Origin of the sequence: Actinoplanes palleronii (genome assembly GCF_016862315.1) — a bacterium.
Lineage (GTDB): Bacteria > Actinomycetota > Actinomycetes > Mycobacteriales > Micromonosporaceae > Actinoplanes > Actinoplanes palleronii.
In genome coordinates this window covers 1-13045 of the sequence record NZ_BOMS01000201.1, presented here as the reverse complement: position 1 = coordinate 13045, position 13045 = coordinate 1, and the positions used below count along the sequence as shown (strand labels likewise).

Here is a 13045-nt window from a genome sequence, read left to right as displayed (position 1 = left end):
GCCCGCGAGCAGCGGCGACGTGGCGACGAACACCGATGTCGCGGCGCCCTCCTCGGTGCTCTTCATCCGGAAATTGCCGGCGCTTTCGGCCTGTTTCACCTGCACCTCCGCTTCGGCGCGCTGCTCCGCGGTCCAATGCCGGGACAGATTGGTCGCGATGACACCGGGCATCACCGCGTTCGCGGTGATGCCGTCGGCGGCCCAGCGCCGGGTCGCTTCGACGGCGAAGAGCACATTCGCCGTCTTGGACTGGCCGTAGGCGCCATTCGGGGTGTATTCGCGGCGCTCGAAGAACACGTCGTCGAACACCACCGGCGACACGCCGTGACCTGCGGAGGCGACGGACACGATCCGCGCGCCCCCGGCGGACGCGAGTGCGGGATGCAACCCGGTCGCCAGCGCGAAGTGACCGAGATGGTTCGTTCCGAAATGTGTTTCCCAGCCCTGCTTCGTCGTTCCCCGCGGCGCGTCCATGACGCCGGCGTTGTTGATCAGAATGTCGAGCGGACCGGTCCACCCGGCGACGAACGCGTCGACCGTCGCGAGGTCGCCGAGGTCGAGGAACAGGACATCGACATCGTTGCGGCCGCTGGTTCGCTCAATGTCATTTTTGGTACGTTCGCCTGCCGCCAGATCGCGCACCGCGAGGGTCACCTGAGCGCCCGCGTGAGCCAGTGCCCGTGCCGTCTCGACGCCGATCCCGGACGAGCCGCCGGTGACGACCGCCCGTTTCCCGGCGAGGTCAACACCGTCCACGACCTGCAGGGCGGTGGTGGTGTCGTCGTAGCCGGTCGTGATCCGAGGTGGCTGGTCGTGCTGTGTCAACGGAAAGTCCTTGATTCGGAGGGAGTGACCGGCTAGCGCTGCGGGGCCCAGCTCTTGTGGACGATCTCGAACTGGTTGCCGTCGGCATCGGTGAAGTTGGCGGCGTAATACCCCTCGGCGAACTGCGGGCGCGGGCCGGGCGCTCCGGCATCGGTGCCACCGGCGGCCAGTGCCGCCGCATAGGTGGCGTCGACGTCCTCGGTGTTGTTGGCGGCAATGCCGAGGTAGATGCCTTCGATCGAGGCCGCATCACGACGGCGCAGCCACAGACTGTCGCTTCCGTCGGCAATACCCCAGGCGTCCACCTCGGTGCCGGGACCGCCCGAGCTGAACTTGCCGAACTCCTTCCACCCGAGCGGCTTCAGCGCCGCGAGAAGGAAGTCGAACGAACGCTCCGGGTCACTGGCGGAAATGTAGACGTGGTCAATCATGGCGGTCTCCCTGTCCTGCTGCCGGCCTGCTCGCCGGACCCTCACGAGGTGAAGGCTCCGCCACTGTAGCACTTCTTTTACAACTGTCAAAGAAGTCGTGCTGAGCGCAAAACACCTGCTCATGGCCATGATCGGGTGTCCTCGGAGCCCGGCCACGACCCCACGAGCACCGAGATCCCGGCACCGCATTCAGGTCGAGCCGCGTCGAGGCTCACCGATGGCCGATGATGCTCCGCAGTCCTACGGGCAGCGGATGGGTGTTGTCGTTGAATGAACCGCCGATCGTGGCGGTCACTCCGCGTTCGCGCAGCAGCGCCGGCACCGACGAGGTGTCGATCAGGACATTGCCGTGGTGTTCGTCCTCGCGGCGGTAGCTGCCGTCCGCGTTGCGGACGAAGGTGGTGAGGTCGCGGTCGAACCGTTCCGGGGTCGGCTGGCTGAACGTGGTGACGATGGCCCAGTCGTCGCCGACCCGCCCTTGCCCCATGGCACCCCGCCGGGCGGTTCCCCACTCGAGGTCGCACAGATCCACGGCCAGCACCCCGCCGGGCACCAACGCATCGGCGAGCGCGACCAGACCACGACGGACCGCAGCCGGATCGGCAAGGTAGTTGAGGGCGTGTCCGATCCCGACGATCGCATCCACCGCCGGAATCGGATCATCGGGCAGGATCAAGGTCCGGATGTCCTCGGCGCCACCGACCGCGCTCCGGGTGAGATCCAGCATCGCCGGTGACGCATCGGTGGCGATCACCCGATGACCGGCTTCCACCAGGCGCTTCGTCAGCAGGCCCGACCCACACCCGATCTCCAGGACCACGCCGTCGCGAGCCCGGACGTCCTCGAGAAGGGCCAGAATGCCCGGCGCGCAGGCCTCGGCATGAAAGCCGTAGCCCTGGTCGAAAACATAGGCCAGGTCCCGACGGTAGTACGGCTCATTGGTCTGCACCCAGGCATTGTGCCGTCACGGCGGCCCGATCGTGTGCGCTTACCTGCCGCCGACCGTGCGGCCGGCTGCGACGGGAAACGCGTGATACGGCGGCGCTGTGGCCTCGAAGGATCAGACCTGAGGGATCATCTGAAGGTGGGTCAGGGCCACCTCCGAGCCGATAGCCGACCGGGCTTCCGGACGGTTCGCGTACTCGTTGATCGCGCGGCTCACCAGCTCGGCGCTCACGCCCGTGGCCGGGAGCACAGTGCGGCCGCCGCTGCGAAAGCCGCGCTTGCGGACCAGATCGGGGCGCCCGATGCGGAGAGTCACCTGATGTGCGTCACGCGGATGCGCCGGGTCCGGCGTGGTCAGGGCGTCCCACGGTACGAACAGACGCCCGTGCACCTGCCAATCGACGATCCCGTCCGGAGTGAGGCGCACCCCGCACCGAACCAGCGCCGCCCACCAGAACGCGGCCAGCTGCCCACTGACGATCACCACGAGGGGTGACGCCAGCACCACGTCCATGCCCGTGACGAGTCCGTGGAAGGTCCCGCCCAGGGCGAATACCGCGAAGAAGGTGTAACTCGCGGCCCCGAGCACGGCAGCCGGGTTCGCCGGGACGTCGAAGGCGGGAACCTCGGGCCGTGCGATCAGCTCGGCCGGGTGGAAGACGCGGGCAGCGATGGCCGTGCCCACGACAAACGGAATGAGTGGCAGGACGCCGATCGCCAGATTGAGCCGCAGGGAGTGGCCATCTCCCACCGTCCACCGAAGCATCTGAAGGATGACCGCCACCACCAGCGACACGATCAACACCGCCACCCGCCGTCGGGCCACCCACCCGAAGATGTTGATCATCATGGCGACAGGTTAGGTGGCCAGCGCCGTCCGCAGAATCCGTCATACGGGCATCGATGCGCTACCGAAGGTCGCCGGGGAGGATTGGCGATAGCCGGCAGCCGCCAAGGCCTGGGAAGCTGCTCTCATGGTGATCTTGGGCGACAGTCCCGGCAGCAATCTTCTCTCGGCGGCGCTGGAGCACGCCCGCGCGAGCCTGCGACAGATTCCCGACGACGGATGGGGGCTGCCGGCCTCCGGTCTGGACTGGACCTGCCGGGAGACGATCGCGCACATCCTGGATGACCTCGGCGCCTACGCGATGCAGCTGTCCGGGACACACCGCAGGCAGGGCTGGACCCCGCTGATGGAGTTCTCACTGACCCCCGGACGACCCCCGTGCATGTTCTGGCCCGAGGAAGAGGGCGGAACACCAGCGGTGCTCGACTGCCTGGACGCTGTCGGAGGTCTTCTGGTCGCGGTGATCGCCGGCGCGCCCGCCGACCGCACCGGCTGGCATCCGTACGGAAACCCCGACCGCTCGGCCCTGGCCGCGATGGGCATCGTCGAACTGACCCTGCACACCCACGACATCCTCGGCGCGCACCACATCGACTATCAGGCACCGGCACCGCTGGTGGCACCGTGCCTCGATCGCATCTTCGCCCACGCCACACGCTCCGACGACCCCTGGCACGACCTGCTGACCGCCACCGGCCGCACTCCGCAGAGCCGGGGACACGCCTGGCGCTGGGACTCCACCGCCAGGCCTGTTCCCTGATCCACCTGACGGCCGCCTGGCGGCGTCTGCTGTGATCCGGCACGCAGAAAAGGAGCCTCACTGCCACCAGTCGTCGAGCGGCGTGACCGGGACGGTCCTCTTGTGGCGAGTGGCCAGGAAGGTGGCCTCGATCTTCGCGGCCACCTCCGGTGCCACCACGGCGCCTTCGAGGTAGTCGTCGATCTCGCCGTACTTCAGGCCCAGCGCCTCCTCGTCCGGCAGTGCGGGCCGATCGTCCTCCAGGTCGGCCGTGGGGATCTTCTCCCAGGTGCTGCGCGGAGCACCCAGTTCGCGCAGCAACGCGGCCCCTTGTCGCTTGGTCAATCCGGTCAGCGGCGTCACGTCCGCCCCGCCGTCACCGTATTTCGTGAAGAAACCGGTCACCGCCTCAGCCGCATGATCGGTGCCCACGACCAGCATGTTCAGCTGTCCCGCGACGGCGTACTGCGCCACCATCCGCTCCCGGGCCTTGATGTTGCCGCGCACGAAGTCCCGCAGCCTCTCCTGCTGCAGCCCCGCCGCGGCCTGGGCGCCGGCCGCGTCCGAGCCGGGTTTCACGTCGACGGCGATGCTCCGGTCGGGCTGGATGAAGGCGAGCGCGACCTGAGCGTCGGCCTCGTCAGCCTGCACGCCGTAGGGCAGCCGCACCGCGACGAAGGTCGCCGCCGTCCCGCCGGCCCGCAGTTCGGCGCAGGCCAGCTGGCACAACCGACCGGCCAAGGCGCTGTCCTGACCACCGCTGATCCCGAGGACATATCCGGTGGCGGGCGTGGACTGCAGGTAGGCCTTCAGGAAGTCGACCCGGCGGCGGATCTCCTCCGCGGGCTCGATCGAAGCCTTGACACCGAGTTCGGTGATGATCTGGTCACGAAGATTCGCCACCCACGCACTGTATGCGGCGCGCAGCCCCCTCGATGACCTCAACACCCGGTCGCCACCCTGCCCCACCTCTCCTGGCGAATGGCGTGCTGGTGACCGCCCGCCAGAAACGCGCGTCAGGTCGGCGCCTGCGATATTCTGCTCCCGCTTGGAGCCGTCAACGTCGATGGATGGAGCAGAAGTTGAGCCGATCGTCATCTGGCCGCGTGACCCTGGCGACGGTCGCTCGGGCAGCGGGCGTGTCGGTACCGACGGTGTCCCGGGTGCTGAACGGAGATCAGGTCGCTGAAACGACGCGGGTCCGGGTCGAAGCCCTGCTCGAGGAATACGGCTACCGCGCCCGTAAAAGGCGACTGCCGGCGTCGTCAGAAATGATTCACGTCGTCTACCCACGCCTCGACTCCTCGTGGCAGTTGGAGCACATCCGCGGCATGGAAGCGGCGACGCACGCGGCCGGCGTGGGCCTGCTGATCTCGACTCTGGACCGTGGTGATACGGGCGACCACGACCTCCTGCGGCACGCCCGAGCCGGGCAGGCAGCCGGCGCGATCCTGGCAGCCGCCAGCGGGGAAACCCCGCTCGGCAAGGTGCTGCACCAGCTGAACGTACCGGTCATCAGTCTTGATCCGGGCGCGAAGGCGGCCGCGACGCTACCGACGATCGGTGCCACCAATGGGGTGGGGGCGCGTGCCGCGACCGAACATCTCATCGGACTCGGCCACCGGCGCATCGGGGTGATCACGGGTTCGAAGGGCGGACTGCTGTGCAGCCGCGCCCGGCTGGACGGCTATCGGGCCGCCCTCGAGGCAGCCGGGATCGCCGAGGATCCCAGCCTGATCGAGCACGGTGAATTCGACTTTCAGTCGGGCATCACGGCGGCCCAGAAACTCCTCGACCGCACCGACCCGCCGACCGCGATCTTCGCCTGCAGCGACCACATCGCGCTGGGCGTCTACGAGGCCGCGCGCAGGCGAGGACTGTTGATACCCGATGACCTCAGCGTGGTCGGTTTCGACGACCTTCCCTCTGCCCGCTGGGCGTCGCCCCCGCTGACCACGGTCCGGCAGCCACTGGAGGAGATGGGGTGGCTCGCCGCCCAGACGATCCTGAACCTGACACGCCGCAAGGCGCCCGAATCATCGGGAATGGAGCTGGGCACGCGACTGGTCGAAAGGGCGAGCACGGCTTCTCCGTCACGCCCCTGACGGCACGCCGAGTCAGGCGTGCCGTGCCCGGTGCGGGCGGCGAGGCTGTACTCGAACTGGGTCGCCACGTTCGGGGTGCGCCCCGAGGGTGAAGTGCTCCCGGTCGGCCGCGAGCAGCTCGGCCAGGAACAGCTCGGACTCACCGCGCTGGTAGGTGTCGGCGGTGCCGATGGCGGTGCCGAACACGTTGTTCCGGGCGGAGCCGTCGGCGAAGGCGCCGTGGACGAGAAGGACCGTGGTCATGGGCGTGCCTTCAGGCTTGGGCGATGGTGGCGATGTCGTCGCCGAGGTGGTATTCGAGCGGGGTGCGCTGCTGCAGTCCCTTGTCGAACAGCCGGGCTGCGGTGGTCTGGAACTCGGTGCGGGAGGCGGCGCTCCAGAACGCGTCGGAGTGCAGCGGGAACTCGGCGTCGGGCAGCCTGGTGTACTTGTTGACGAAGGACTTGATCTCGGTCAGCGCCTGGTGGTTCCAGCCCGCGACCCTTCTCGCGTAGGCGGTGACGAACGCGTCGAACTCGGCGTCCGGGATCGCGCGGTTGACGTAGCCGTACTTCTCGGCCAGCGCGCCGTCGTAGTCGTTGCCGCCGAGCAGGATCTCGAACGCGCGGCCCCGGCCGACCAGCGCCGGCAGGCGCCCACCGGCACCGCCGCCGGCGACCGCGGCGAAGCCGACCTCCATCTGGCCGAGGACGGCCTTCTCGAGGCTGGCGAAACGCATGTCGGTGGCGAGGGCGAACTCGCTGCCGGCGCCGCGGGCGATGCCCCGGATCGCGCTGATGGTGACCGCGGCCAGCTTGCTGATACGCACGGTGATGTCGACCCAGGCCGGGTACCCGGTCGGGCTCGGCAGCGCCTCGGCGTCGGCGGGGCTGGCCGCCAGGTCGTAGTGGGCCAGGAAGAAGTCCGGGTCGGCGCTGTCGAAGACCACGACGTTCACCGTGTCGTTGTTCTCCAGCTCGGTGAGCAGCGTCTTCAGTTCCGACATCAGCTGCGGGCCGATGACGTTGACGGGCGGGTTGTCGAACGTCACGCGCCAGAAGGCCGGCGACTCGACGGTCAGTTTCAGGTGCCGGGGCGTGAACTCCTCGATGAAGGACATGCACCGACCGTAACCATCTGAGTTGGAAAAAACAATCCAGATGTGACGTCCGCGACGGCTGGATTGGAAAAGTTGTTAACCTGGGAGGGCTCCACCAGCTCCCCCGGAGGCGAGATCCATGCCCATCGCAAAACTGCGGGACAGCAGTTGTTCCGTGTCGCGCAGCCTGTCCGTGCTCGGCGAGCGCTGGACCCTGCTGATCCTGCGGCTCGCCTTCGAGGGTGAGACCCGCTTCGACGCGTTCCGTGGCAACCTCGGGGTCGCGGCCGACGTGCTCGCCGACCGGCTGAGCACACTGGTCGAGCACGGCATCATGACCAAGGATCCGTACCAGGACGCCGGCAGCCGCACCCGGTTCGAGTACCACCTGACCCCGACCGGCCGGGAGCTGCACGTGATCATCGCCGGCTTGCAGCAGTGGGGCGACACGCATCTGCCCTGGGAGGGCGGCCCGACCGTGGTGCGCCAGCGGCACGAGACCGACGCGCCGATCCGGGTCGCGTTCGTCGACGACAGCGGCTGCGAGGTCCCCCTGGACGAGGTGGACGCGGTCCGCACCGCCAGCTATCCGCGGTAGCCGGGAGAGCAGCGACACGCCGGCTCCCCGCCGTACCCTGCTAGGTTGTTTTTTACAACTTAGCTGAGGAGCCGTAACGATGGCAGCGAACCCGACCGACGCACGGCCCGTGCTGACCGACGACCAGTGGCAGCGGCTGTGTTCCTACGGCACCCCGGAGCAGCTTCCCGCCGGCGCCTGGATCTTCCGAGCCGGGGACGACGTGTGCGACATGATCGTCGTCGAGGCCGGGCGGGTCGAGATCGTGCGCCCCGCGACCGCCGACGACCACGAGGCGACCGTTGCCGACTACGGCGCGCGCGAGTTCACCGGCGAGCTCAATCTGCTCACCCTGCAGTCGGCCTATCTGAGCGCGCGCACGGCCGCGGCGTCGCGGGTGCGCCGCATCGGCCCGGCCGCCTTCCGTACGCTGATGGACCGCGACCCCGAGCTGTCCGACCTCGTCCTGCGGGCCTTGATCGCCCGGCGGCGCACCCTGCGCGACGGCCAAGCGGCCCGGAGCCTGGAGGTCGTCGGCCGGGCCTCCTCGGCGCCGGCGCTCGCGCTGCGGACCTACGCCGCCCGCCTGCAGCTCCCGCACACCTGGAACGACGTCGAGACACCCGCCGGAGCCGCGCTGGCCCGGGCGGTGTCGGCCACCGACGACGAGCTGCCCGTCGTGATCACGCCCGGCGCCGTCCTGCGCCGCGCGACACCGAGCGCCCTGGCCGAACACCTCGGCCTGTCCTACCGGCCCACCAGCGGCGACGAGTTCGACCTCGTCGTCATCGGCGCCGGCCCGGCCGGCCTGGCGGCGGGCGTCTACGGAGCCTCCGAGGGCCTGCGCACACTCGTGCTGGACGCGGTCGCGGCCGGCGGGCAGGCGGCGGCCAGCTCGCGGATCGAGAACTACCTCGGCTTCACCTCGGGCATCAGCGGCACCGAGCTGACCTCGGCCGCCGCGGTGCAGGCGCAGAAGTTCGGCGCCCGCATCGCCAGCCCGTGCCGGGTCGCCGCGCTGCACTCCGACCCGCACCGGGTCCGGGTCGTGCTGTCCGACGCGACCACGATCAACGCCCGGGCCGCCGTGATCGCCACCGGCGCGACGTACCGCTCGCTGCCGTTGCCGCACTGGGCCCGGTTCGAGGGCGCGGGCATCTACTACGCCGCGACCGAGATCGAGGCGCGCGCCTGCGGAACCCGGCCGGTGGCCGTGATCGGCGGCGCCAACTCCGCCGGCCAGGCCGCGCTGTACCTGGCCGGCCGCGGCAGCCAGGTCGCCCTCGTCGTGCGGGGATCTGACCTGTACGCCGGAATGTCGTCCTACCTGGCCGACCGCATCGTCGCCGACCCCGCGATCACCGTGCGCACCGGCACCCGGGTCGCCGCACTGCACGGCGACAGCCGCCTGACGCAGATCACCCTCGCCGAGGCGTCCGGCGAGACCACGACCCAGGAATGCGTGGGCCTGTTCTGCTTCATCGGCGCCACCCCGGCCACCGCCTGGCTCGACGGCCTGGCCGTCGACGACCACGGCTTCCTGCGCACCGACGCCGGGCTGGACGGCGGCGACCTCGACGGGTCATGGACGGCGCTGGGCCGCCGGCCGCTGCCGTTCGAGACCAACAAGCCGCGCATCTTCGCCGCCGGTGACGTGCGCGCCGGCTCGATGAAACGGGTCGCGGCCGCGGTCGGCGAGGGCGCCAGCGCGGTGAGTTCGGTGCACGCCGCCCTGCGTACGACAAAGGGGTGACCGCCACGACGTCTATCCGCTCGCCGGGGAGTTGACGGCCGTCCCGATCGACGAAGGCGGCCCGGACCGGCTCGCCGGTCCGGCCGTCGAGGCGTTCGGTGGACGGCCAGGGCAACCCAGAAGAGGCGGCCACCACAAACCCTTCGGCCCAGCAACCCGCCGATGCTAGATTGTATTTTCCAACTCAGCTCAGGAAGGTCATCATGACCAGCATCAAGAACGCCGTCGTGGTCGTCACCGGCGCCAACGGCGGTCTCGGACAAGAGTTCGTCAAGCAGGCTCTCGATCGCGGCGCGGCCAAGGTCTACGCCACCGCCCGGACACCCCGGGACTGGAACGACGACCGGGTGGTCCCGCTGCACCTCGACGTGACCGACAGCGGCTCCGTCACGGCCGCCGCCGACGCCGCCCGCGACGCCACCATCGTCATCAACAACGCCGGCATCTACACCCACGGCGACACCATCACCGGCACCTCGATCGAACGGCTCCGGGAGATCTTCGAGACCAACTTCTTCGGCGCGGTGCTGGTGAACCGGGCCTTCGCCCCGGTGCTCGGCGCCAACGGCGGTGGCGCGTTCCTCGACGTGCACTCGGTCCTGAGCTGGCTGGGCGTCGCCGGCGCCTACAGCGCCGCCAAGGCAGCCTTCTGGTCGGCCACCAACTCGTTCCGCGTCGAGCTCGCCGCCCAGAACACCCAGGTGGTCGGCCTGCACCTCGGCTACACCGACACCCCGATGATCTCCATGGTCACCGACGAGAAGAACGACCCGGCCGACATCGTCCGCGCCGGCCTCGACGGCCTCGAGACCGGCGCCCACGAGGTCCTCGCCGACGACCGGGCCGTCGCCGTCAAGGCCGCCCTGTCCGGCAGCATCGCCGACCTCTACGGCCTGCCCGACGCCCCGCCGCCCGGCGGCGAATGAGCTCGAAAACGTCTCTTGCTCACGATCTTGTTTCTCGTCGTTCGTGGCGTCACTGTTGGCGAGGTGCATGGCGCGACGGTCCTTGACGGGGAACTTGATCAGTTGCTGCGGTCGGACGAGGACACGCGCCGGCGATGGCTCGACGACCGCCAACCGGTGCCTCCAGAGCCGAACTGGTGGTTGCACCTGCTGCTCGTGGTCGATGGGCGCGGGGACCGTCGGCCGGCGGAGCGACCGGCGTGGGCTCAGCTGAAGATATGGCTGCTGGGCCAGGCCGGTCGGCGTTCCGCGCTCGACCAGGTCGAGGTCGCGGAACGGACGGCGTACTACGTGGCGCAGATGCGTAGCGCCGGAATGGCAGCGTCGAGCTTGCCGTCGGCGGACACCGTCGTCCGGGCGTGCCTGGATGCCATACCCGTGGCCATCGACCACGTCGCCGTCCTGACCGATCGACGGAACCTGTACGCCCTGGAACGCCAAGAGATGATCGATTCGCGGCACGCCAGGCATCTCCTCAACGCTGCCGAACGGCACCAGGACGACCTCGACGATCCAGCTCTGGCCGACCGGCTCCACGCGTGGCTCGCCATCAAGCCGCGTTTGGTGTGAACTACGTTCCGACCCACCTGTCGGTGACCGCACCGCAGCCAGGGACCGAGCACAACGCGCCGTTGATTGCCCACTCCAGCGGAGACTGGCCAGCACCGCGACCCAGTAGTCCTTCATCAGGCAGGCGGCCCCGTCTGTTCATGGATCCTGGAATTACTGCCGCAGCGGTCGGTCAGCCTCCCGACGACGACGTGCCGCCGGCCGTGGAACCACTGCTCCCCCGGCCCACGACGTTGGTCTTCACGGTGCCGTTGGAGAGGCGCCCGGCGGTCGGCAGCGCGAACGCGCGCCGGCTCTCGGTATCACCGGGTGAGAAATAATCACCGCCATCCAGGTAAGCACCCGGCCCAAGACCGCGGGAGTAGGACGTGGAGTGCCAGATGAAATATGACCCGGTGTCGTCGTCGCAGTATTCCTCGTCGACGACCTCACCCTCCTCGTCCGCGCAGTAGAACACCTCCTCGGAGGGCTCCTCGTCGAGGGTCTCCTCCTCGGTGACCGACTCCTTGACGACCGTGCCCCCGCTGCCGGAGTCGTAGGTGTAGGCCGGCTCCTCGGTGTATTCCCACTCTTCGCCGGAACTGTTGTCGCAGGCCGCGGTGCCGCCGACCGCCAGGGCGAGAAACGTGGCCGTCAGGACGACCTTGCGCGAACTGACGCGTCGGGTGCTCAACTCGGCGTGGCGAACAGGCTGGCCGCCAACAACATCGTGGTCAGCAGAAGGACAGACCGAGACAGACGCAACATGAACCATCCCCGGGCGCGTATGAGGATTAGCAACGTAGCTGTTCTCCGCAACCGTCGGATCGGCTCTGGGGCCGGAGATATGCAACCGGCACCGCCGTGCACGAATCGGTTGGCTCCCGTCGACCTTCCGAACGGTTGAACGGATGCCGTTCACGCGGATAGCGCCGTCGGCTCGCCGGTGCGGTAGCGGCGCACTGAGGTCTTCGGGATGCCGGTCCTGGCCGCGATCGTGGCGAGGCTGTCGCTCTGGGCCCCGAACAGCCGGGCAGGCTCGACCTTCTCCGCCAGCCGCTACCGGAGTGATCCTGCGCCTGCAGGCTGACGGAACTTGCTAGAAGAGGATGTTCCGGTAGACGACGGCAGCAGCGACCTTCCCCGGCTGCTGAGGCGAACGGCGGATGAGATCGAGAAGCGCAACCTCGAATCCATGGATATCTTCGATTTGACGACATCCCAAGAGATGACCGCGGACGGCCCGTGGTGGTCAGCGACGATCTACTGGTCACCGGATGCGGACGAGCCGGCCCGGCCGCAACCTTGATCCCCACGTTATCGGCGGCAAATGAGGACGGTCCTTCAGTGCTGCGGCTGTGACCCGTAGCGTCGAGGAGTCGCGGGGGCATGAACTACAACGTGATTGTGCCTCCGGGGTTCATGCTGATGGGCACCCGGTTCGCGATCAAACACCTGCACGAGACTCGGTCGATCGCCATCGACCCCGCGAACCAGTACCGCTACCCGGGCGAGGAGATCGATGAGCAGGCGCTGGCGGACGAGTACGACGCCGCCGTCGCGGACCTCATGAGCCGGCCCGCGGGTTCGGGCGACGGCTCCCCGGACGGGTTGCTGGTGCACCTACCCGCATGGATCATGTTCGCGCGCGAGAGCGACGGCTACTTCGTCGACTGCCGCTCCGGTGAGCAGCACGGTTGCGTGATGCGGCAGGGCGCGTACGGCGGCTGGGGCAGCCCGGCGTGGCCGAGCGTGGCAGCACTGTGGGAAGAAACCGCAGACGTCCTGGCCGCGATCGGCACCGACGACGAGCCTGACTGGGTGCCGACCAGTGTCGGTGAGTGGCGGTTCCCCGGCGCATGGTGGCACCCAGAAAGGTGAGCCCACCCGGCAGACCAACCCACCTCTACCCAGTCAGTTCATCACGCTGGCTATGGGCCGCTGGTACCGGGCTGCGATCATCAAAATCATGGGTGACATCAACTTCGGCCCGTGTCCGCATTGTGGAAGTCCTGAGATCGCCTGTGTGCCCAGCGGCCCGGCCGACGGCTATAACCGCAGCGGCATGGCTGTCAGCACCTTCCGAACGATTCCGTTTTCCCGCGTGATCTGCCTGCAGTGCGGTTTGGTTCGTGAGTGGATAACCGACCGTGCGCACCTGGATCTCCTACGCAAGAAGTTCGGGCCCAAGCGGTGAGTCCAGTCGGCGCAAGGCCACGTCACAGGCTCAC

Annotated in this window: 17 protein-coding genes; 9 read left to right on the top strand and 8 right to left on the bottom strand. The window is 68.7% G+C overall.

The genetic code is table 11. From position 1 onward, the window contains the following. From Apa02nite_RS50370 to Apa02nite_RS50355, 4 genes are all read right to left on the bottom strand, one after another. A partial coding sequence (locus Apa02nite_RS50370; protein ID WP_239165143.1) for an SDR family NAD(P)-dependent oxidoreductase occupies positions 1-825 on the bottom strand: 825 nt, incomplete at its 3' end. Positions 826-857: 32 nt separating this feature from the next. After that, on the bottom strand, positions 858-1256 hold the full coding sequence (locus Apa02nite_RS50365; RefSeq protein ID WP_203831515.1) for a VOC family protein: 399 nt from the start codon (positions 1254-1256) through the stop codon (positions 858-860). 211 nt (positions 1257-1467) lie between these two features. Then, complete coding sequence (locus tag Apa02nite_RS50360; protein ID WP_203831514.1) at positions 1468-2205, bottom strand: class I SAM-dependent methyltransferase; 738 nt, start codon at positions 2203-2205, stop codon at positions 1468-1470. A 111-nt stretch (positions 2206-2316) separates the two neighbouring features. Further along, on the bottom strand, positions 2317-3051 hold the full coding sequence (locus Apa02nite_RS50355; RefSeq protein WP_203831513.1) for a hypothetical protein: 735 nt from the start codon (positions 3049-3051) through the stop codon (positions 2317-2319). A gap of 124 nt (positions 3052-3175) precedes the next feature. On the opposite strand from Apa02nite_RS50355, the gene Apa02nite_RS50350 reads away from it, so the two are divergent. Continuing rightward, complete coding sequence (locus Apa02nite_RS50350) at positions 3176-3808, top strand: DinB family protein (RefSeq protein ID WP_203831512.1); 633 nt, start codon at positions 3176-3178, stop codon at positions 3806-3808. Positions 3809-3865: 57 nt separating this feature from the next. Here Apa02nite_RS50350 and nadE read toward each other — a convergent pair whose 3' ends face one another. After that, complete coding sequence (gene nadE, locus Apa02nite_RS50345; protein ID WP_203831511.1) at positions 3866-4690, bottom strand: NAD(+) synthase; 825 nt, start codon at positions 4688-4690, stop codon at positions 3866-3868. A 167-nt stretch (positions 4691-4857) separates the two neighbouring features. Here nadE and Apa02nite_RS50340 point away from each other — a divergent pair, with 167 nt between their 5' ends. Further along, a complete protein-coding gene (locus Apa02nite_RS50340) occupies positions 4858-5892 on the top strand; it encodes a LacI family DNA-binding transcriptional regulator (RefSeq protein WP_203831510.1) in 1035 nt (344 codons plus the stop codon). Positions 5893-5904: 12 nt separating this feature from the next. Here Apa02nite_RS50340 and Apa02nite_RS50335 read toward each other — a convergent pair whose 3' ends face one another. Continuing rightward, a complete protein-coding gene (locus tag Apa02nite_RS50335; protein ID WP_203831509.1) occupies positions 5905-6135 on the bottom strand; it encodes a hypothetical protein in 231 nt (76 codons plus the stop codon). A gap of 10 nt (positions 6136-6145) precedes the next feature. After that, positions 6146-6991 carry an enoyl-CoA hydratase/isomerase family protein gene (locus Apa02nite_RS50330; RefSeq protein ID WP_203831508.1) on the bottom strand — a complete coding sequence of 282 codons (846 nt, stop codon included), beginning with the start codon at positions 6989-6991 and terminating at the stop codon, positions 6146-6148. 118 nt (positions 6992-7109) lie between these two features. Here Apa02nite_RS50330 and Apa02nite_RS50325 point away from each other — a divergent pair, with 118 nt between their 5' ends. The 4 genes from Apa02nite_RS50325 to Apa02nite_RS50310 all read left to right on the top strand — a co-directional run bounded on the left by Apa02nite_RS50325 (position 7110) and on the right by Apa02nite_RS50310 (position 10835). Further along, entirely contained in the window at positions 7110-7568 is a 459-nt protein-coding gene (locus Apa02nite_RS50325; protein WP_203831507.1) for a winged helix-turn-helix transcriptional regulator, read from the top strand. A 79-nt stretch (positions 7569-7647) separates the two neighbouring features. Next, positions 7648-9300, top strand: a complete 1653-nt coding sequence (locus tag Apa02nite_RS50320) for an FAD-dependent oxidoreductase (RefSeq protein WP_203831506.1) — start codon at positions 7648-7650, stop codon at positions 9298-9300. Between the two features lie 203 nt (positions 9301-9503). Continuing rightward, the gene (locus Apa02nite_RS50315) at positions 9504-10226 is read left to right on the top strand and encodes an SDR family oxidoreductase (RefSeq protein WP_203831505.1); all 723 of its coding nucleotides are present in this window, start codon (positions 9504-9506) and stop codon (positions 10224-10226) included. A 15-nt stretch (positions 10227-10241) separates the two neighbouring features. After that, entirely contained in the window at positions 10242-10835 is a 594-nt protein-coding gene (locus Apa02nite_RS50310; RefSeq protein ID WP_203831504.1) for a hypothetical protein, read from the top strand. A 172-nt stretch (positions 10836-11007) separates the two neighbouring features. Here the strand turns inward: Apa02nite_RS50310 and Apa02nite_RS50305 are convergent, their stop codons facing one another. Then, positions 11008-11508, bottom strand: a complete 501-nt coding sequence (locus Apa02nite_RS50305; protein ID WP_203831503.1) for a hypothetical protein — start codon at positions 11506-11508, stop codon at positions 11008-11010. Between the two features lie 402 nt (positions 11509-11910). On the opposite strand from Apa02nite_RS50305, the gene Apa02nite_RS50300 reads away from it, so the two are divergent. The 3 genes from Apa02nite_RS50300 to Apa02nite_RS50290 all read left to right on the top strand — a co-directional run bounded on the left by Apa02nite_RS50300 (position 11911) and on the right by Apa02nite_RS50290 (position 13011). After that, positions 11911-12123 (top strand): hypothetical protein, encoded by a 213-nt coding sequence (locus Apa02nite_RS50300; protein ID WP_203831502.1) that lies wholly within the window; start codon positions 11911-11913, stop codon positions 12121-12123. 80 nt (positions 12124-12203) lie between these two features. Then, a complete protein-coding gene (locus tag Apa02nite_RS50295) occupies positions 12204-12695 on the top strand; it encodes a hypothetical protein (protein WP_203831501.1) in 492 nt (163 codons plus the stop codon). 88 nt (positions 12696-12783) lie between these two features. Next, positions 12784-13011 carry a hypothetical protein gene (locus Apa02nite_RS50290; RefSeq protein ID WP_203831517.1) on the top strand — a complete coding sequence of 76 codons (228 nt, stop codon included), beginning with the start codon at positions 12784-12786 and terminating at the stop codon, positions 13009-13011. Positions 13012-13045 lie beyond the last annotated feature (34 nt).